This window comes from Streptomyces sp. NPDC022910 (assembly GCF_055561075.1).
Genome location: NZ_JBVHHL010000018.1, coordinates 81,722 through 100,715 on the forward strand (window position 1 = coordinate 81,722; position 18,994 = coordinate 100,715).

Below are 18,994 nucleotides of genomic sequence, written 5' to 3' on the forward strand. Positions count from 1 at the left end.
GCCGAAGACGTCCGGAGCTTGACCGTGCTCGCGGGACGCGGCGAGGATCGCGCCAGGCAGAGGCGGACGAAGGGGTGGCTCATGACCGCGGGACGAAGCGTCACGGTCGACGGCACGCTGAGGCGCAGTGCCCGGCGCACCCCGGAGCGCGTCGCGATCCAGTACGGCGACCGGTCGTGGACCTACGCCGAACTCGACGACGCCGTCTCCCGCGCGGCCCGCGTCCTGCGTGAAGCCGGACTTGTGCGGGGGGACCGGATCGGCGCCTACGGCCACAACTCCGACGCGTATCTGATCGCTTTCCTGGCCTGCGCCCGCGCCGGACTGGTGCACGTACCGGTGAACCAGAACCTGACCGGGGACGACCTGTCGTACATAGTCGCCCAGTCCGGCTGCGGGCTCGTCCTCGCGGATCCGGGTCTCGCCGGGCACCTCGCCGAGGACGTGCGGGTCATGCCGCTGCGCGACGCGGACGACTCCCTGCTCGCCCGGCTGGCCACGGCGGAGCCGTACGACGGCGAGGAGCCGCGCGGCGAGGACCTGGTACAGCTGCTCTACACGTCCGGTACGACCGCGCTCCCCAAGGGCGCGATGATGACGCACCGCGCGCTGGTGCACGAGTACCTGAGCGCGATCACCGCCCTCGATCTGAGCGCGGGCGACCGGCCCGTGCACGCGCTGCCGCTCTACCACTCGGCGCAGATGCACGTCTTCCTGCTGCCCTACCTCGCCGTGGGCGCGTCGAACGTGATCCTGGACGCGCCCGACGGCGATCGGCTCTTCGACCTGATCGAGGACGGCCGGGCGGACAGCCTGTTCGCGCCGCCCACCGTGTGGATCGGCCTCGCGGCCCGCCCCGACTTCGCGATGCGCGACCTGAGCGGGCTGCGCAAGGCGTACTACGGCGCCTCGATCATGCCGGTGCCCGTCCTGGAGCGCCTCAAGGAGCGGCTGCCGAAGCTCTCCTTCTACAACTGCTTCGGACAGAGCGAGATCGGCCCGTTGTCCATGGTGCTCGGACCATACGAGCACAAGGGGCGCATGGACTCGTGCGGGCGCCCGGTGCTGTTCGTGGAGGCCAAGCTCGTCGACGAGTCCGGCAAGGACGTGCCGGACGGCGAACGGGGCGAAATCGTCTACCGGTCACCGCAGTTGTGCGAGGGGTACTGGGACAAGCCCGAGGAGACCGCCGAGGCCTTCAGGGGAGGCTGGTTCCATTCCGGTGACCTCGCGGTACGGGACGCCGAGGGGTACTTCACGATCGTCGACCGGGTCAAGGACGTCATCAACTCCGGTGGTGTGCTGGTCGCTTCACGGCAGGTCGAGGACGCCCTCTACACCCATGAGGAGGTGGCCGAGGTCGCGGTGATCGGGCTGCCCGACGAGCGGTGGATCGAGGCCGTCACGGCCGTCGTCGTTCCGCGCGGCCAGGTCACCGAGGAGGAACTGATCGCCCACGCCCGCGAGAAGCTCGCGCCCTTCAAGGCGCCGAAGCGGGTGGTGTTCGTGGACGAGCTGCCGCGCAACGCGAGCGGGAAGATTCTCAAGCGGGTACTGAGGGACCGGTTCGACGACGCGAGGTGATGTGCGACGGGACCGGGGCCGACCGGTGACGTCTCGGGGTCCGCGTTGTTCGGCCTCGGCGTGGCCGGCACCACGCCGAGATGTCGCGTGCCCGACCTGGTGCCGCCGTCGCCGCCACCGACGCCGTTCACTGCGCCCGGGCACGCAGCGGACATGCGCTGCTGCCTCTCCGCTCCCCTTTCGGTCGTGTCGGCCTTGCCCGCCCCGTGCGAGCTGCTGCGCTCCGGCGCCCTGCTCGCCCCCGCCCTGCTGCGCGCCGCCTCCGTCGCCGTTCTCGGCCGGCCCTCACACGGGGGCCGCCCTCGGCACGCCGACGCCCTGGCGGCCGTCCATCTGGAACTGGTCACCTTGACCGAGGACCGCGCCGTCATCACCTGGTTCACCGGCGTGCCCGGCACCGATGACGGACCGGGCCGCATGGTCCCGGCGGTCACGGAGGGCGACGTCGTCTACGGCACCCATCCGGCGCGCCTCAACCGCACCGCGGGCGAGGACCGGCCCACCGCGCACCACCACGTGGAACTCACGGACCTGGAACCGGGGCAGACGTACTACTACCAGGCCCGCTCCCGGGGCGTCGCCGCCACCCCCACACCGCTGCACCTCGTGCGCGGCAACGCCGCCGGCACCGGCACCTACGGCCTCGGCTCGCGGGGAGGGCCGTACTGCTTCACCACGCCGCAACCCCCGCCCGGGCATCATCTGCTGACCATAGCGCTCTGCAACGACCTGCACCTGGGCGAGACCACCGCGGGACTGGTGGCCGGAGTACCCCTGATGCGCGGAGTCTCGCAGGAACCGGGCCTCGCGCCGTATCCGCAGATCATGAGCCGGGCGGTGGTCTTGGAGGCCCGCCGGCGCGGTGCGGACCTGCTGCTGGCCGCGGGGGACATCTCGGCCGGCGGGGCGCCGTGGGACCTGACGGAGGCCAGGCGCATCCTTGACGGATTCGGTGTGCACGGCCGGGACTACTTCGTGGTGCGGGGGAACCACGACCGGCCGGGGCCCGGAGCCTGCCGGAACAACTGCCGCTCCTGCTCGGGAGCGTGCGGGGACACCTTCCACGAGGGGTTTCCCGGCCGCGACGGGACGGCGTACTTCACGCATGACGTCGGCGGGCTGCGGATCGTCGGCCTGGACACATACGACAAGCACGGGAACGGGGGTGACGCGGGCGGGCTGGGCGCCGAGCAACTTTCCTGGTTCCGGAGCCAGCTGAGGGAGCAAAAGGAGCAGCCCACCGTGGTCTTCGGCCACCATCCCCTGACCGTACGGGACTCCCTCTTCCCCGTGACGGCCGGGCAGCGCCTGGGCCGCGGCCAGGCCCGCTCGATCCTCCAGGCCTATGCCGCCGCACCAGGTGTCTTCCTCCACCACGCGGGTCACACCCACCGCAACAAACGCACGGTCCTGCCCCAGGCCGCGCGCGTGACCTTGCAGGAGGTCAGCGCCGTCAAGGAGTATCCCGGCGGCTTCTGTCTGCTGCGGATCCACTCCGGTGGCTTCGCCCTCAACTTCTACAAGGCCGGCGGTGCCGCGGCGCGGGCGTGGGCCGAGCGCAGCCGATGGGTGGCGGCAGGCCTGTGGCCGCACCATGCGCTCGGCCGCTCGGTCGCCGACCGCAACAGTGTGACCTCCCGCGATCTGTCCGGTATCCACCGACTCGCGCCGTGATCCGTCGTCCGCGGCACACCTCACGCCCCGTGCCCGAGGCGCTGAGGCGCCGGCGAGGTCACCCGTGCTCCGGGCCGCGGAGGCGTCGGGCTCCGACGGGTCACTGACGCGTGCGCAGATCCACGATCCGCCGGATCTTGCCCACCGACCGCTCCAGCGACTCGGGCTCGACGATCTCGACGCGGACCGATACGCCGATCCCGTCCTTCACGGCCGCGGCGATGGCGAACCCGGCCGCCTCGCGCTGCTCGGGCGTGGCACCGGCCCTGGCCTCGGCCCGCACCGTCAGCGCGTCGAGCCGGCCCTCACGGGTGAGCCGCAACTGGAAGTGCGGTGCCACGCCCGGCGTACGCAGCACGATCTCCTCGATCTGCGTGGGGAAGAGGTTCACGCCCCGCAGGATGACCATGTCGTCGCTGCGGCCGGTGATCTTCTCGATCCGCCGGAAGACGCGGGCCGTGCCGGGCAGCAGGCGGGTCAGGTCCCCGGTCCGGTAGCGGATCACGGGCATGGCCTCCTTGGTGAGCGAGGTGAAGACCAGTTCGCCCTCCTCGCCCTCGGGCAGCACCTCACCTGTGATCGGGTCGACCACCTCGGGGTAGAAGTGGTCCTCCCACACGTGGAGGCCGTCCTTGGTCTCGACGCACTCCTGCGCCACACCCGGCCCGACGACCTCCGAGAGGCCGTAGATGTCGACCGCGTCGATCGCGAACCGTTCCTCGATCTCGCGCCGCATCTCCTCGGTCCACGGCTCGGCGCCGAAGATCCCGACGCGCAGGGAGGTGCTCCGCGGGTCGACGCCCTGGCGCTCGAACTCGTCGAGCAGGGTCAGCATGTATGAGGGGGTCACCATGATGACGCCCGGCTTCAGGTCCTGGATCAGCTGCACCTGCCGCGCCGTCATGCCGCCTGAGGCGGGGATCACCGTACAGCCGAGGCGCTCGGCACCGTAGTGTGCGCCGAGCCCGCCGGTGAACAGGCCGTACCCGTACGCGACGTGCACCGTGTCACCGGGCCGGCCGCCCGCCGCGCGGATCGACCGGGCCACCATGTCCGACCACATGGACAGGTCGTTTTCGGTGTACCCGACGACCGTGGGGCGCCCCGTGGTGCCGCTGGAGGCGTGGATCCGCCGGATTTGCTCCCGGGGCACGGCGAACATCCCGTACGGGTAGTTCTCCCTGAGGTCCGCCTTCACGGTGAACGGGAACCGGGCGAGGTCGGTGAGCGTGCGGCAGTCGTCGGGGTGGATCCCCGCCTTGTCGAAGGAGTCCCGGTAGAAGGACACGTGCGCGTACGCGTGCTGCAGTGAGGACCGCAGCCGCTCCAGCTGCAGGTCCCGCAGTCCCTTCGCGTCGAGCCGTTCCCCCGCGTCGAGCAGGTCGTGCGCATCCGCCATGGAGGCGTCTCCTCGCCGATCACACCAATCCGGGCGACCGATCATTCGGTCGGATCTGCTGGGGATCAGTAATCCAGCTCACCGCTGCGGAGGCAAGGGGTCGGCCCGCACTTTCCGGCACCTCCGCCGTGCACCGCGCGCAGGTGGGAGAACCCCGTTGCGAACGGCCCCTCCCCCTCGGAAAGATCAGGGACATGCCGAGCTTCGATGCGTACGACGGGACCCGACTCGCCTTTCACCTCAGGGGAGCGGGGGGCCGCTCGTCGTGCAGCCGGGTGGGCCCATGCGGGCCTCCGCCTACCTCGGGGACCTGGGCGGACTCGCCGGCCGGCGGCTGGTGCTGCTCGATCTGCGCGGGACCGGGGATTCAGCGCACCCGGCGGTCCCCGCCACCTACCGCTGCGACCGGCTCGTCGACGACGTCGAGGCGCTCCGCGAGCACCTCGGACTCGAGCGCATGGTGGCCGCGGCGGGCTTCCTCACCGCGGCGATCCTCGCCGCACGCTTCGTACGGAGCTCTGTCGCCACGTTCCGGTGACCGCGGCCGTGTCGCTGTCCGCGACCGGTCGGTGCGACGCGGTGGCGACGTCGCGTGTCCTCAGCGAGCCGCCGCCACGGCCACCTCCTTGGCCCAGCGGTAGTCCGCCTTGCCGTGATCACCAGTTGGCGCGGAACCTTGTAGCCCGCCAGATGCGCCCGGCAGTGGCTCTGGATGTCCTCCAGGGACAGGGGTGCCGCGCCCTCGTGCAACTGCACCACCGCCGCCACGTGATGGCCCCATGACGCGTCCGGTACCCCGGCGACCAGTGCGTCGTACACGTCCGGATGGGACTTGAGCGCCTGTTCGACCTCCTCCGGATACACCTTCTCACCGCCGGTGTTGATGCACTGCGAGCCGCGGCCGAGGACCGTGACGACGCCCTCCTCGTCCACCGTCGCCATGTCGCCAAGCAGCACCCAGCGTTCGCCGTCCTTCTGGAAGAAGGTCTCGGCTGTTTTCCCCGGGTCGTTGTAGTAGCCGAGGGGCACGTGCCCGCGCTGCGCGACGCGGCCCGGATCGCCGACCGCGACCGGTTCGTGGGTGACCGGATCCACTCGATGGGTGGGACGGAACACCTCACCGTGCAGCGCGAAGACGCCACACTGGTGCTCACGCTCAACAGGCCCGAGGCCAAGAACGCGCTCTCGTTGCCCATGCTGGTCGGGCTCTACGACGGCTGGATCGAGGCCGACGAGGACGACGCGGTCCGCTCGATCGTGCTCACCGGCGCCGGCGGCTCCTTCTGCGCCGGCATGGACCTCAAGGCGCTGGCCGGCAAGGGGATGGAAGGGCAGCAGTACCGCGACCGGCTCACCGCCGACCCGGACCTGCACTGGAAGGCGATGCTGCGCCACCACCGCCCCCGCAAACCGGTGATCGCCGCCGTCGAGGGCCCCTGCGTGGCGGGCGGCACCGAGATCCTCCAGGGCACCGACATCCGGGTGGCGGCGGAGTCGGCGACCTTCGGCCTGTTCGAGGTCAGGCGCGGACTGTTCCCCATCGGCGGCTCGACGGTCCGCCTGCAGCGGCAGATCCCGCGGACGCACGCCCTGGAGATGCTGCTCACCGGGCGCCCGTACGCGGCGAGCGAGGCGGCGGACATAGGGCTCATCGGGCATGTGGTGCCCGACGGCACCGCGCTCGCCAGGGCACTGGAGATCGCCGAACAGATCAACGCCTGCGGACCGCTCGCCGTCGAGGCCGTCAAGGCATCCGTGTACGAGACCGCCGAGATGACGGAGACCGACGGCCTCACCGCCGAACTGGTGCGCGGCTGGCCGATCTTCGACACCGCGGACGCCAGGGAAGGCGCCCGCGCGTTCGCGGAGAAGCGCCCGCCCGTCTACAAGCGCGCCTGACCTGTCGGGACACACAAGGAGAGATCCGGGATGCCCCAAGTCCTCAAAGCCCCCCTGGTTGTCGAGTTCCCCTTCACCCGCTCCCTCGGGCCCGTGCAGAGCGCCTTCCTCACGGGCCTGCGCGAGCGCGTCGTCCTCGGCGTGAAGACCAGCGACGGCCGCACGCTCGTCCCGCCCGTCGAGTACGACCCCACCACCGCCGAAGAGATCCGCGACCTCGTCGAGGTCGCCCCCACCGGAACGGTCACCACCTGGGCCTGGAACCACGAGCCGCGCCGCGACCAGCCCCTCGACACTCCCTTCGCCTGGGTCCTGGTCCGGCTCGACGGCGCCGACACAGCCCTCCTGCACGCCCTCGACGCCCCTGGCCCCGACACCGTCCGCACCGGTATGCGCGTCCGCATCCGCTGGGCCGCCGAGCGCTCCGGCGCCATCACCGACATCGCCTGCTTCGAGCCGTATGACGGCGAACCGGGCGAACCCACCGGTCACAGCGGCGCGTTCGAGGAGGCCGTCACCGGCATCGTCGCCCCCGCACGCCTCGACTACACCTACTCGCCTGGTCGCGCCCAGAGCGCCTACATCAACGCCCTGTCCGAACAGCGGACCGTCGGCGAGCGCTGCCCGTCGTGCCGCAAGGTGTACGTCCCGCCGCGGGGTGCCTGCCCCACCTGCGGTGTCGCCACGACCGAACAGGTCGAAGCGGGGCCCCGCGGCACCGTCACCACCTTCTGCATCGTCAACATCAAGGCTGCGCATACGGCGAATCTCGACATCGACGTGCCGTACGTCTACGCGCACATCGCCCTCGACGGAGCCGACCTCGCACTGCACGGCCGCATCGGCGGCATCCCCTACGACCAGGTGCGGATGGGCCTGAGGGTCGAGCCGGTGTGGACCGAGGGGGCCCGCTACCCCGACCACTACCGGCCGGCCGGCGAACCCGACGCGGACTACGAGGCGTACAAGGAGCTGCTATGACGCGTCAGATCGCCGTCGTCGCCTTCGCGCAGACCGACCACCGGCGCACCAGCGAGGAACTCTCCGAGGTGGAGATGCTCATGCCGGTGCTTCACGACGTACTCGAACAGACCGGTCTCAAGACCGCCGACATCGGCTTCACGTGTTCCGGCTCCAGTGACTACCTCGCAGGGCGCGCCTTCTCCTTCACCCTGGCCCTGGACGGTGTGGGCGCCTGGCCGCCGATCTCCGAGTCGCACGTCGAGATGGACGGTGCGTGGGCGTTGTACGAGGCGTGGACGAAGCTGCTCACGGGCGACGCCGACACCGCGCTGGTGTACGCGTACGGCAAGTCGTCGCCCGGATCCGTGCGGGACGTCCTGACGCGGCAGCTCGACCCCTACTACCTGGCCCCTCTGTGGCCCGACTCGGTGGCGCTGGCCGCACTGCAGACGCAGGTGCTCATCGACGCGGGCGAGACGGACGAGTCCGCACTGGCCCGGATCGCCGCGCGCAGCCGGGAGGCCGCGAGCGCCAACCCCCATGCGCAACTGGGCGCTTCGGTGCCGCAGGGCGAGTATCTTGTGCGGCCGCTGCGCACCGGAGACTGCCCCCCGATCGGCGACGGGGCCGCGGCCGTGATCCTGGCGGCGGGGGAGCGGGCCAGGGAGCTGTGCGCACGTCCCGCCTGGATCCGGGGCGTCGACCACCGCATCGAGGCGCACGGGCTCGGGGTGCGCGACCTGACCGACTCACCGTCCACGCGGCTCGCCGCCGAGAAGGCCGGCGCCTTCGAACGCCCCGCGGACACCGCGGAGTTGCACGCACCGTTCACCGCGCAGGAGGTGATCCTGCGCAAGGCACTGCGGCTCGACGACAGCGTCACGGTCAACCCCTCCGGAGGGGCCCTCGCCGCCAACCCGATCATGGCCGCCGGGCTGATCCGCGTCGGCGAGGCCGCCGCCCGCATTCACCGCGGCGCGTCCGACCGCGCGCTCGCGCACGCCACATCCGGCCCGTGCCTGCAACAGAACCTGGTCGCCGTACTCGAAGGAGACCCGCGATGAGCAAGGAGCCCGTGGCCGTCACCGGCATCGGCCAGACCAAGCACGTCGCGGCTCGCCGGGACGTGTCCGTCGCGGGGCTCGTACGAGAGGCCGCCCGACGTGCCCTCGACGACGCCGAGTTGACGTGGGCCGACATCGACGCCGTGGTCATCGGCAAGGCCCCCGACTTCTTCGAGGGCGTCATGATGCCGGAGCTGTACCTCGCCGACGCGCTCGGCGCGGTCGGCAAACCCATGCTCAGGGTGCACACGGCCGGCTCGGTCGGCGGCTCCGCCGCGCTCGTCGCGGCCAACCTGGTCGCGGCCCGCGTCCACGGCACGGTGCTCACCCTGGCCTACGAGAAGCAGTCCGAGTCCAACGCCATGTGGGGCCTGTCGCTGCCCATTCCCTTCCAGCAGCCGCTGCTGGCCGGTGCGGGCGGCTTCTTCGCGCCGCACGTACGCGCGTACATGCGACGCAGCGGTGCCCCGGACACGGTCGGTTCCCTGGTCGCGTACAAGGACCGGCGCAATGCGCTGAAGAACCCCTACGCGCACCTGCACGAGCACGACATCACGCTGGAGAAGGTGCAGTCCTCGCCCATGTTGTGGGACCCGATCCGCTACTCGGAGACCTGCCCGTCCTCCGACGGCGCCTGCGCCATGGTGCTCACCGACCGTGCGGGGGCGGCCCGTTCGCCCCGGCCGCCCGCGTGGATGCTCGGCGGCGCGATGCGCAGTGAACCGACCCTCTTCGCGGGCAAGGACTTCGTGTCGCCGCAGGCCGGCAAGGACTGCGCCGCCGATGTCTACCGGCAGGCCGGGGTCGCCGAGCCGCGCCGGGACATCGACGCGGTGGAGATGTACGTGCCCTTCTCCTGGTATGAGCCCATGTGGCTGGAGAACCTCGGTTTCGCCGAGGAGGGCGAGGGCTGGAAGCTCACCGAGTCCGGCGTGACCGAACTCGAGGGGGACCTTCCCGTCAACATGTCGGGCGGCGTGCTCTCCACTAATCCCATCGGCGCCTCCGGCATGATCCGCTTCGCCGAAGCGGCGCTCCAGGTGCGCGGACAGGCCGGAGAACACCAGGTGGACGGGGCCCGGCGGGTGCTCGGACACGCTTATGGCGGCGGGTCGCAGTTCTTCTCCATGTGGCTGGTCGGCGACCGCCCGCCGACCTTCTGAGGGCATCCCGCTCACATGACCTGTTGGCGGTGGAACGCGCTCGCTAGGCTGGCCGCGGACGACGAATCGGGAGGAGCACGGACGTGGCCGAGAGCACCATCCAGCAGCAGCCGCTCGCGGGCTGGGACAAGCCGGAGCTGGACCTCAGAAACGCCGACTGGCACTCCAGCAGCCGTGGGCTCGGAGATGTCCAGATCGCCTTTGTCGAAGGTTTCATCGCGATGCGCAACAGCGGCCGCCCCGAGAGCCCTTCCCTGATCTTCACCCCCGCGGAGTGGGGCGCTTTCGTGTCGGGGGCACGGGAGGGGGAGTTCGACCTCACCTGAGGCCTCGCCCGCCGAGGTGAGGTCTCGCCGGTTCCGGAATTTCCGGACACGCGGCCGTTGAACCCGTGCCGGGGCCGCCGTCTGCGACAGGCTGGCCCCGGAACGATCACAGCTGTGTGCCGGAGGCGAGGATTCCATGACCACCCTGCCGGTCATCGCGGCCGTCGACGGGTCGGACGACAGCCTGCGCGCCCTGGAGTGGGCGCTGACCGCCGCACGACTGCGCGCGGCACCGCTGCGCGTGGCCCATGTGCGGCAGTACGCGCACTGGGCGCAGCCCGACGTACTGGTCGCCGGACCCCCGGAGCCGGCCGAGGACCCGGTACTCGCCCAGGTCCGGGCGCGGCTGGCGGACCGGGCCGCCCTTCCGGACGTGGAGTACGTGGCCCTGAGCGGCGCCCCGGCCGCCGTTCTGGCCGAACTGGGCGACACCGCCCAGGTGATGGTGCTCGGCTCACGAGGCCGCGGCGGCTTCGCCAGTCTGCTCCTCGGCTCCAACAGCCTGGCGGCCGCACGCGACGCCCCCTGCCCGGTGGTCGTGGTGCCGCGCCCGGGACGCGAGGTGCACGAGGGCCCGCCCGTCGCGACGGGGCCGCGGGTGGTCGTCGGTCTGCATGTCGACAGCCCCGCAGAGGCGACCCTCGCCTTCGCCTTCGCCGAGGCGGACCGCCGCGACGCCCTGCTGCATGTGATCTCCGCCTATCCCTGGGCCCCGGTCCCGATGTGGCCGGCGCCCGGCGAACTGGTACCCCCGGCCGCCGACGAGGACGTCGTGGAGGAGGAGACCCGGACCCTGGCCGCCGGTCTCCTCGCCGTCCATCGCGAGCGGCACCCGGGCGTGCGGGTCGACCTGTCGACCCCGCCCGGCGAACCGGCGGGCCACCTGGTCGCGGCCTCCAAGGACGCCGAACTGGTCGTCGTGGGCCGCCACCGTCGGCGGCTCCTCGCGCCCGCCCGCATGATCGGTTCGGTCACCCAGGCCGTACTCCTCCACGCGGCGAGCCCCGTCGCGGTGATCCCGCCGGCGGCAGAGCCCTCTCGTACGGACGGTTGACCTCCGGGCCCCGGCACGCTGCCGGACGGATCGCGGCGCTGAGCGCGTACATCGACCGGCCGCAGGCGATGTCGCAGCACGCGGCGGACACGCCCGCCGGGCCGGGTGAGCCGGACGCCGACCGCGTCACCGAAGCCTCCGCGGCGAGCCCGGGACACCACTTGCGCCGGGTTGCGCCGATGGAGGTGGGCGCCGAGGGCGCGGGACATCGGCCTGCCGGACCCCGACACCCACCGCCGTTCCCGGCCGGAGCCGGGGAGGGAGTGCCGTGGCATGTTCCCTTGCATTCCGAAGGCTCCTGCGATCACGGCCGACGGATCAGCAGGCGCTGGACGACTGCACGGCGGGCCCCGCTCGGCGGACGGCGACCGGCACTCCGCGAGACCGAGCCCACAGCCCCGCTTGCCGCCCGGCCACGTACCATTGCGACATGTCCTTCCTCCGCCGCCGCAGTGCCACTCCCGCCGGACCCGACTTCGACGTACTGGCCATGGATCCGGGGGACTGGCCGGGCAATCTCGGTGCCGGTCTGCTGCCCGCCCCCGACGGCAGCTGCCAGGGCGTCTTCCTGCGCTACGACCTGTTCGGCGGCCGTGGCCCCGCGATGATCATCGGCAATCTGCCTGAGGGCTCGCCGGCCCGCGACGTCGTCGAGGGCGAGATCCCCTTCGAGGTGGCCCAGCTCCTCCTCGCGCTGGAGAACGACGAGGAGGTCACCGTCGTCGGGACCGAGGACATCCCGGTGATGCAGGGTGACAACCTCCTCATCGTGCGCCGCCTCAAGCTGTCCGAGAGCCGGATCTCCTGCGTCCAGTTCGACCGCAGCGACAACGTCCTGGTGACCATCGCCGCCTGGGACCGCCCCATCACTGACGACCTGTACGCACTGCTCAAGCCGCTGCCCGCGGATCTGTTCCAGCAGGGCTGAGGACGCGCACACGAAGGGCCGGGCTCCGCGGGCGGATCCCGGCCCTTCGCGACGCTCTACGAGGCCGACTGGACAACCTGCACATCCGCCGCCCGGACGAAGGCCACCCGGTGGCCGAACTGGATCTCGTAGTACAGGTCCTTGCCGATCACGACCCGGTGCGAGTCCGTCGTGAAGGTGACCGCGTAGTAGTACTCGCCCGGCACCTCCTCGCCGATCACGTACCTCTGGCCCGCCGGCAGCCGGTACGGCAGCGGCGAGACCGACTGCGCCGGCACCCCCTCCGGGTACGCCTCCTTCTCCGGGTACGCCCGGCCGTACACCGGGATGTCCGTGACTCCGTCCTTGGGCGTCACCACGAGCCCGGACGCGTTCACCGCCGTCCGCTGCCCCTTCGGGTTCCGGAACCAGGCCTTCTGGCCCAGGTACCAGATCGCGGTCCAGTCCCCCTCACGGTCCGCGACGGCGTACCGCTGGCCGGTGGAGACCCGTGAGCCCACGTCGTTGACGTCGATCGTCGAGTCGTCGCCCTTGGGGCGCAGCCCGACGTCCTTGATCAGCGACGCGCTCTCGTCGGGCGCGCTGTACAGACGCACCTCGCTCGAGCCGTGCTCCGCGCACGACACGCCCGAGGCGGTGCAGCCCGTGTACTCCGGCTGGTTCGCGGCGTAGTCCGGCAGGATCGTCACCAGCCCGCCCCCGGCGCCGGCCGTGGCGTGGAACGGCCTGCCGAGCAGCTCGAAGTAGTGCCGCCAGTCCCAGTACGGGCCCGGGTCCGTGTGCATGCCCGGGATCGTCGAGGTCGTCGGGCCCGGCACATTGTCGTGTCCGAGGATGTGCTGCCGGTCCAGCGGGACGCCGTACTTCTTGGCGAGGTACCTCACCAGCCGCGCCGACGAGCGGTACATCGCCTCGGTGTACCAGGCGTCCGGCGAGGCGAGGAAGCCCTCGTGCTCGATGCCGATCGACTTGGCATTGACGTACCAATTGCCCGCGTGCCAGGCCACGTCCTTCGCCTTGACATGCTGGGCGATCAACCCGTCCGTGGAGCGCACGGTGTAGTTCCACGACACATAGGTCGGGTCCCGGACAAGCTTCAGGACACCGTCCCACTGGCCTTCCGTGTCGTGGATGACGATGTACTTGATGCTCTGCGAGACCGGCCGGTCGCCCAGGTCGTGGTTTCCGTAGTCGTTGTCGCCGAACTCCTCGTACGGGGCCGGGACCCATTCGCACGACACGCTCTTCGGGCATTCGGTCCCGTCCGCGTCGGCGGCGCGCAGCCCGGCGCGCCCCAGTTGCGCGGTGTCGGGCGTCAGGCCGGGCTGCGCGGCCAGCGTCACGCTCTGCCCCAGGTCAGTGGTGCGCCGCTCGCCCTCACGCATCACCTGGAAAACGTCATCGGCGTACGCGGCGGCCGTCGCACTGTCGTCCGCGCCCGAGAACTCCGCCACCGCCGCGTACCAGTCGGCCGGGTCGCCGCCGAGCGGCTCGCCGAGGTGCCGCTGCGCGTCGGCGAGCAGGGCGGCACCACCCGCGATGTTCGCCGCCGGATCCGTGCGCAGCCGCTCGGCCGGAATGCCGGTCAGTGCGGCGGCCTTGGCCAGTGTCCTCAGCCGGGCCGGCGGCTCGGAGTTCGCCGGCACCGTCGTGGTGGGCAGCAGCGCGGCGCGGGCCTGGTCGCCGCGCGCGTCCTCCGTGCCCTCGCCGTGGTGCGTCGCCCCGGCGATCGCGGTGCGGGCGTCCGTGAGGTGCATCGGGCCGTAGCCGCCCGAGACACTCGGCGCACCGCCGTGCGCGTCCCAGCGGGACTGGAGGTACGACACCCCGAGCAGCACGCTCTGCGGCACGCGGTACTCGGCGGCCGCGTCGGCGAAGGCACTCTCCAGTCCTGCCGGGGCGTTGTGCTCGGGTACGGCACCCAGCAACGGCAGAAGCAGCGTCGCCGAGGCGACGGCGACCGCGATCCTGCGGGTGCGTCTGCGGCCGGCGGGGGCGTGGGGGTGGGTGGCGGATCCGCGCAAGGCAGCCTCCTGGGACGGTCGGGCGCTGTGGGGCGTGCGGGGGCCGAACGTGCGTCAGTGGTACCGGCTCTGCGACGATCCGTCAATCATGCCCAGCCGCAGGCGATTTCCCATGTCAGCGGCGGTGGCGTGGACTTTCGCCGCGGCGACGACGCGGCCTGCGGCGCGTCAGTGGAGTGGACCAATGACCCGAATGAGGGTGTCCTGGAAGGTGTCCGAGTTGGCGCACACGACACGACGAAGGCCCGCGGTGCGCCGCTGTCGCGAGCACACCGCGGACCGCCATCCCCGTCAGCGAGTGCCGACCGCCGCTCGTACGGCCCGTCGGGCCAGTTGGCAGTCGTCGTGCAGCCGCCTCAGCAGCAGCCGCTGTTCCTCGCCGGACGGCGCAGCACCCGGGTGGGCCACTCCCGGTGCCGCCGGGGACGTGTCGTGCATCGAACGCTGCACGGCTGTCTCGTAGGTACGGATCTCACGGGTGAGGACGAGCATCAGGTTCACCAGGAAGGCGTCGCGCGAGGCCGGGCCTGCCGACTGCGCGATCTGGCTGATCTGACGCCGGGCCACCGGGGCGTCCCCGAGTACGGCCCACAGCGTCGCCAGGTCGTACCCGGGCAGGTACCAGCCCGCGTGCTCCCAGTCCACCAGTACGGGCCCCGCCGGTGAAAGCAGGATGTTCGACAGCAGGGCGTCGCCGTGACAGAACTGGCCCATGCCCTGCCGACCCGCCGCGTGGGCGATACCGTGCAGCAGCTTCTGCAGATCGCCCATGTCCCGGTCCGTGAGCAGCCCCAGCTCATGGAAGCGCGAGATCCGCTCCGCGTAGTCCAACGGGGCGTCGAACGTCCCGGCCGGGGGACGCCACGCGTTGAGCCGGCAGACCGCTCCGAGCGCCGTCCGGATGTCCGCCCGTGGTGGCGCCTCCACCGGATGCCGCTGCAATGCGGCCACCCGGCCCGGCATCCGCTCGATCACCAGAGTGCAGTTGTCCGGATCCGCCGCGATGAGCCGGGGCACCCGTACCGGCGGCCGGTGCCGGACGAACGACCGGTATGCCGCTATTTCGTGCCGGATGCGCTCCGACCAGATGGTGGAGTGGTCCAGTAAGCACTTGGCGACGGCCGTACTGCGCCCCGTCGTGCCGACAAGGAGCACGGAGCGCCCGCTTCGGCGCAGCACCTGCACCGGAGTGAACTCCGGGCAGATGCGATGCACCGAAGCGATCGCCGTGCGCAGCTGCGTGCCCTGGGGGCCGGACAAGTCGATTCTCCCGCTGAGCGGTTGGGTGCCGACGCCCGGAACGGACCGCGCCCTGCCAGCGGCGAGCACGGGGGCCGCGGGTCGCGCGGGGTCGAGGTAGGGGCCGCCGGCGCCCGGGCGGGAGCGCAGCGACCGGGGCGGGGCGGACACGGAGGACGATGCTGTGTACATGGTTGATACAGATCCCTTCGTGTGCCTTCGAGTTCCGCGCCGCCCGCCCCGGCCGCCGTTGGTACACCCTGGGGAATGTCCCTGCGGCGGCCGGGTCGGGGTGGCGCGTTCCTACCTGACACCCGATGGCCCGTGGCACACCATCTGGCGCACCCTGGCGAACCCTGGCGAATAGTCCCGAAGCAACTGACAGGGGGTTACTGTCAACTCAGCCGAGAACCTGGGGGCTTGACGTGAGCGGACAACCCAACACCCGCCTCGCGGACCTGTTCGGCCTGGCCGGCTGGTCCAAGGGCGAACTCGCGAGGATGGTCAACCGGCAGGCGGCGGCCATGGGTCACCCCCAGCTGGCGACCGACACCTCACGGGTGCGGCGTTGGATCGACATGGGAGAGATCCCGCGCGATCCGGTGCCGCGGGTGCTGGCGGCGCTGTTCACCGAACGACTCGGCCGTGTCGTGACCATCGAGGATCTCGGTCTGGACCGACACGGGCGCGCGGGGAGACGGCGTGACGACGGGGATGCCAAGCACCCCGACGGAGTGCCGTGGGCGCCCGAGCGGACGGCTGCGGTCCTCACCGAATTCACGGGAATGGACCTCATGCTCAACCGACGCGGCTTGGTGGGCGCGGGTGCCGCGCTCGCCGCAGGATCCGCACTCAGCAGCGCCATGCACGACTGGCTGCACACCGATCCGGCCCTCGCGGCCGACGCTCCCCGCTTCGACGATCCCCTGCACGCCGACCCCGCTGGGTTCGACCGCTATGAGGCCGCCCCCATCGGGTCGCAGGAGATCGAGGAGCTGGAGCGCTCGGTCGAGGTGTTCCGGGCCTGGGACGCGGCCCGCGGCGGCGGGCTGCAACGCAAGGCTGTCGTGGGACAGCTCAACGAAGTGGGAGGCATGCTCTCCTACCGTCACCCCGACCATCTGCAGCGGCGCCTGTGGGGCGTCGCCGCCAACCTCTCCGTCCTGGCCGGGTGGATGTCGCACGACATCGGTCTGGAGCCCACGGCCCAGAAGTACTTCGTCATCGCCGCCCACGCGGCCCGTGAGGGCGGCGACCGGCCGCGTGCCGGGGAGGCGCTCTCCCGCGCGGCCCGCCAGATGGTGCACCTCGGCCGGCCCGACGACGCACTCGACCTGATGCAGCTCGCCAAGTCCGGTTCGGGCGACGAGGTGTTGCCGCGCACCCAGGCCATGCTCTGCACCATCGAGGCCTGGGCGCAGGCCTCGATGGGCAAGGGACAGGCCATGCGGCGCACCCTCGGTGAGGCGGAGGACCTGTTCGTCTCCGACAAGGGGGATGTGCCCCCGCCGAGCTGGATGCAGATGTTCGACGAGGCGGACCTGCACGGGATGCAGGCCCTGGCCTACCGCACCCTCGCCGAACACGAGCCGGGCGCTGCCCTCATCGCGCAGCGCCACGCCAAGGAGGCGCTGGAACTGCGCGGGGCAGGCCGGGACCGGTCGAAGATCTTCGACCACATCTCCCTGGCGTCCGCGTGCTTCATCGCCGACGACCCCGAACAGGCAGACCGGTACGCACGCCTGGCCCTGACGTCGATGGGGGCGAATTCCTCCCAGCGCACCTGGGACCGGCTGCGCGAGATGTACCGGCTCACCGGGCAGTACTCCAGCTATCCGAAGATCCAGGATCTGCGTGAGGAGATCAAACTGGCGCTTCCCAAGGGCCTGTCGAAGCCCAAAGGCGGTGGCGCCGCGCAGGCGTAAGGGGTTCGGAACGCATCCGTCAGGGTTTCAACCCGTGCGTGAGATGTTTTGAACCCGTGCGTGAGATGTTTTGAACCCGTGCGTGAGGGGTTTTGAAACCCGTGCGTGAGGGGTTGTGAACCCGGTTCGTCAGGACATGACCCTGGCGACGAGCACGCAGGCGTCGTCCTCGCGCTCGCTCTGGCCGAACTCTTCCACAACAGTCCGTACACAGTCCTGAGCCGTGCGGGCTCCGTCGAAACGCGGAGCCAGGTCGAGCAGCCTCCGGACGGCAGCCGTGCCACTGTGCCGCGGGACCAGCCCGTCGGTGTGCAGGAGCAGCAGGTCGCCTTCCATGAGGGTCTGTTCGGCCTGTCCGTAGGCGGCTCCCGAGGTCGCCCCGAGCAGCACGCCGTTCGGTGCCGCCAGCATGCGCCCTGCCCCGTCGCGGAACAGCAGCGGGGCGGGGTGTCCTGCCTGCGCCCAGCTCAGGGTGCGCGTCTCGGGCCGGTAGCGGCAGCACACGGCGCTGCCCAGGGCCGGCTGGACCGAGGCGTCGAGCAACTGGTTCAGCCAGCCCAGCAGTCGACCGGGCTCGGTGCCCGCCACGGTCATACCGCGCAGGGCACCGATCAGTGTGGCCATGCCGGTGGCCACGGTCACCCCGTGTCCGGTGAGATCGCCGACGCTCAGCAGTGTGTCGCCGCCGGGCAGTTCCAGTGCGTCGTACCAGTCGCCGCCGATCAGGGCGCTCGTGGACGACGGCAGATAGCGGGCGGCCAGGTCCAGGGTCCCGGGGCCCTGTCGCGGGAGCCGCAGGGAGCCACGCCACGGCGGCAGCACGGCCTCCTGCAGCTCGACCGCGAACCGGTGCTCGGTCTGTGCTCGGTCCCGGTGGCGCCGCAGCGAGTCACGGCTCTCACGCACGCTCCGCCGGCAGCGGCGCAATGCGCTGACGTCCCGCAGTACGGCCCACATCTGGGCGGTGCTGCCATCGGCGTCGAGCACCGGCTCGCCCATCATGTGCACGGTGCGCACCTCGCCGTCGGGGCGCAGGATCCGGAACTCCCCGTCGATCGGCCTGCCGTCGATCAGACAGTCCGTCACCATCGCCGTCAGCAGCGGCCGGTCCTCGTCGTGCACCAGTGAAGGCAACTCGTCGAGGGTGAGCGCGGGGGCGGAGGGGTCCCGGCCGAGGATCTGGTACAGCTCACCGGACCAACTCGCCTCGTCGGTCAGCAGGTTCCACTCCGCGCTGCCCACCCGGCTGAGCAGTGAGCCGCCGAGGGACGCGGGCGGCACGGCTGGGCCTTCGCCGGTGCCGGGTTCGGCGGGCACGGGTGGCGGACCGTCCCGCAGCTGTGCCAAGTGCTCGTCGATGTCGCTGAGTTGGTGCAGCGCCAGATCGCACAGCGCGCGCTGCCACCGGCCCTCCGGGTCCGAACCGTCCTCGGGCGCCTCCCGCCGTACGGCGTCCACCTCGCCGCGCAGCCGCCGTGTCTGAGAAATGAGCGCATCGACGGTGCCCGGCCGGGGTGGCTGGGCGGCGGGGCGGTCCGCGGAGAGATGGGGTGGCATCACGCGCTCCGATGGGGACGGTTCGACCAAGGCTGACGGAAGGACCGTTACGACTGTTGCACAGCCTGCGACGCCCTGTAAGGGATTTGGCAACACACGATACGGTGGTGCTTCTGACATATGCCACAGGCTCGGTGGAGCGAATCCTAGGAGGCGAACGGCGTACCCGCCCGATGGGTCAAGTCGTAGGCGATG

At 71.3% G+C, this 18,994-nt stretch carries 14 protein-coding genes and 2 pseudogenes; 11 read left to right on the forward strand and 5 right to left on the reverse strand.

What is annotated here, in order from left to right:
• The first annotated feature begins 81 nt into the window (after positions 1-81).
• Together ACZ3TS_RS19230 and ACZ3TS_RS19235 are read left to right on the forward strand one after the other, a co-directional pair.
• Complete coding sequence (locus ACZ3TS_RS19230; RefSeq protein ID WP_467619273.1) at positions 82-1,584, forward strand: acyl-CoA synthetase; 1,503 nt, start codon at positions 82-84, stop codon at positions 1,582-1,584.
• A gap of 153 nt (positions 1,585-1,737) precedes the next feature.
• Positions 1,738-3,258, forward strand: coding sequence for a purple acid phosphatase family protein (locus tag ACZ3TS_RS19235; protein WP_467619276.1), 1,521 nt, complete (start codon positions 1,738-1,740; stop codon positions 3,256-3,258).
• Positions 3,259-3,358: 100 nt separating this feature from the next.
• Here ACZ3TS_RS19235 and paaK read toward each other — a convergent pair whose 3' ends face one another.
• Positions 3,359-4,657 carry a phenylacetate--CoA ligase PaaK gene (paaK, locus tag ACZ3TS_RS19240; protein ID WP_467619277.1) on the reverse strand — a complete coding sequence of 433 codons (1,299 nt, stop codon included), beginning with the start codon at positions 4,655-4,657 and terminating at the stop codon, positions 3,359-3,361.
• 194 nt (positions 4,658-4,851) lie between these two features.
• On the opposite strand from paaK, the pseudogene ACZ3TS_RS19245 reads away from it, so the two are divergent.
• Positions 4,852-5,162 (forward strand): annotated as a pseudogene (locus ACZ3TS_RS19245) (alpha/beta fold hydrolase); the annotation flags it as partial.
• A 93-nt stretch (positions 5,163-5,255) separates the two neighbouring features.
• Here ACZ3TS_RS19245 and ACZ3TS_RS19250 read toward each other — a convergent pair.
• Positions 5,256-5,761, reverse strand: a pseudogene (locus ACZ3TS_RS19250) (AMP-binding enzyme); the annotation flags it as partial.
• Here ACZ3TS_RS19250 and ACZ3TS_RS19255 point away from each other — a divergent pair.
• From ACZ3TS_RS19255 to ACZ3TS_RS19285, 7 genes are all read left to right on the forward strand, one after another.
• Positions 5,756-6,556, forward strand: coding sequence for a crotonase/enoyl-CoA hydratase family protein (locus ACZ3TS_RS19255; RefSeq protein ID WP_467619279.1), 801 nt, complete (start codon positions 5,756-5,758; stop codon positions 6,554-6,556). The pseudogene ACZ3TS_RS19250 and the gene ACZ3TS_RS19255 overlap by 6 nt on opposite strands.
• A gap of 30 nt (positions 6,557-6,586) precedes the next feature.
• Positions 6,587-7,537 (forward strand): Zn-ribbon domain-containing OB-fold protein, encoded by a 951-nt coding sequence (locus tag ACZ3TS_RS19260; protein ID WP_467619281.1) that lies wholly within the window; start codon positions 6,587-6,589, stop codon positions 7,535-7,537.
• Positions 7,534-8,583: a thiolase domain-containing protein gene (locus ACZ3TS_RS19265; RefSeq protein ID WP_467619283.1), complete on the forward strand. Its 1,050-nt coding sequence runs from the start codon at positions 7,534-7,536 to the stop codon at positions 8,581-8,583. The genes ACZ3TS_RS19260 and ACZ3TS_RS19265 overlap by 4 nt, the downstream gene beginning before the upstream one ends.
• Positions 8,580-9,746, forward strand: coding sequence for a thiolase domain-containing protein (locus tag ACZ3TS_RS19270; protein ID WP_467619285.1), 1,167 nt, complete (start codon positions 8,580-8,582; stop codon positions 9,744-9,746). Before ACZ3TS_RS19265 ends, ACZ3TS_RS19270 begins: the two co-directional genes overlap by 4 nt.
• A gap of 83 nt (positions 9,747-9,829) precedes the next feature.
• Positions 9,830-10,072 carry a DUF397 domain-containing protein gene (locus ACZ3TS_RS19275; RefSeq protein WP_467619288.1) on the forward strand — a complete coding sequence of 81 codons (243 nt, stop codon included), beginning with the start codon at positions 9,830-9,832 and terminating at the stop codon, positions 10,070-10,072.
• Between the two features lie 136 nt (positions 10,073-10,208).
• On the forward strand, positions 10,209-11,126 hold the full coding sequence (locus ACZ3TS_RS19280; protein ID WP_467619291.1) for a universal stress protein: 918 nt from the start codon (positions 10,209-10,211) through the stop codon (positions 11,124-11,126).
• 430 nt (positions 11,127-11,556) lie between these two features.
• A complete protein-coding gene (locus tag ACZ3TS_RS19285) occupies positions 11,557-12,054 on the forward strand; it encodes a hypothetical protein (protein ID WP_467619293.1) in 498 nt (165 codons plus the stop codon).
• A gap of 56 nt (positions 12,055-12,110) precedes the next feature.
• On the opposite strand, the gene ACZ3TS_RS19290 is transcribed toward ACZ3TS_RS19285, so the two are convergent.
• Complete coding sequence (locus ACZ3TS_RS19290) at positions 12,111-14,078, reverse strand: N-acetylmuramoyl-L-alanine amidase (RefSeq protein ID WP_467619296.1); 1,968 nt, start codon at positions 14,076-14,078, stop codon at positions 12,111-12,113.
• 291 nt (positions 14,079-14,369) lie between these two features.
• The gene (locus ACZ3TS_RS19295; protein WP_467619298.1) at positions 14,370-15,509 is read right to left on the reverse strand and encodes an aminoglycoside phosphotransferase family protein; all 1,140 of its coding nucleotides are present in this window, start codon (positions 15,507-15,509) and stop codon (positions 14,370-14,372) included.
• 233 nt (positions 15,510-15,742) lie between these two features.
• Between ACZ3TS_RS19295 and ACZ3TS_RS19300 the strand changes: the two genes are divergently transcribed.
• On the forward strand, positions 15,743-17,242 hold the full coding sequence (locus ACZ3TS_RS19300) for a DNA-binding protein NsdB (RefSeq protein WP_467619301.1): 1,500 nt from the start codon (positions 15,743-15,745) through the stop codon (positions 17,240-17,242).
• A 129-nt stretch (positions 17,243-17,371) separates the two neighbouring features.
• On the opposite strand, the gene ACZ3TS_RS19305 is transcribed toward ACZ3TS_RS19300, so the two are convergent.
• The gene (locus ACZ3TS_RS19305; protein ID WP_467619303.1) at positions 17,372-18,799 is read right to left on the reverse strand and encodes a PP2C family protein-serine/threonine phosphatase; all 1,428 of its coding nucleotides are present in this window, start codon (positions 18,797-18,799) and stop codon (positions 17,372-17,374) included.
• Between the last annotated feature and the right edge of the window lie 195 nt (positions 18,800-18,994).

Excerpts from the sequence above, each read along its gene's own strand:
- ACZ3TS_RS19230 (WP_467619273.1), top strand. The coding sequence starts at position 82 with ATGACCGCGGGACGAAGCGTCACGGTCGACGGCACGCTGAGGCGCAGT.
- ACZ3TS_RS19235 (WP_467619276.1), top strand. The coding sequence starts at position 1,738 with ATGCGCTGCTGCCTCTCCGCTCCCCTTTCGGTCGTGTCGGCCTTGCCC.
- paaK (WP_467619277.1), bottom strand. The coding sequence starts at position 4,657 with ATGGCGGATGCGCACGACCTGCTCGACGCGGGGGAACGGCTCGACGCG.
- ACZ3TS_RS19255 (WP_467619279.1), top strand. The coding sequence starts at position 5,756 with ATGGGTGGGACGGAACACCTCACCGTGCAGCGCGAAGACGCCACACTG.
- ACZ3TS_RS19260 (WP_467619281.1), top strand. The coding sequence starts at position 6,587 with ATGCCCCAAGTCCTCAAAGCCCCCCTGGTTGTCGAGTTCCCCTTCACC.
- ACZ3TS_RS19265 (WP_467619283.1), top strand. The coding sequence starts at position 7,534 with ATGACGCGTCAGATCGCCGTCGTCGCCTTCGCGCAGACCGACCACCGG.
- ACZ3TS_RS19270 (WP_467619285.1), top strand. The coding sequence starts at position 8,580 with ATGAGCAAGGAGCCCGTGGCCGTCACCGGCATCGGCCAGACCAAGCAC.
- ACZ3TS_RS19280 (WP_467619291.1), top strand. The coding sequence starts at position 10,209 with ATGACCACCCTGCCGGTCATCGCGGCCGTCGACGGGTCGGACGACAGC.
- ACZ3TS_RS19285 (WP_467619293.1), top strand. The coding sequence starts at position 11,557 with ATGTCCTTCCTCCGCCGCCGCAGTGCCACTCCCGCCGGACCCGACTTC.
- ACZ3TS_RS19295 (WP_467619298.1), bottom strand. The coding sequence starts at position 15,509 with ATGTACACAGCATCGTCCTCCGTGTCCGCCCCGCCCCGGTCGCTGCGC.
- ACZ3TS_RS19305 (WP_467619303.1), bottom strand. The coding sequence starts at position 18,799 with ATGCCACCCCATCTCTCCGCGGACCGCCCCGCCGCCCAGCCACCCCGG.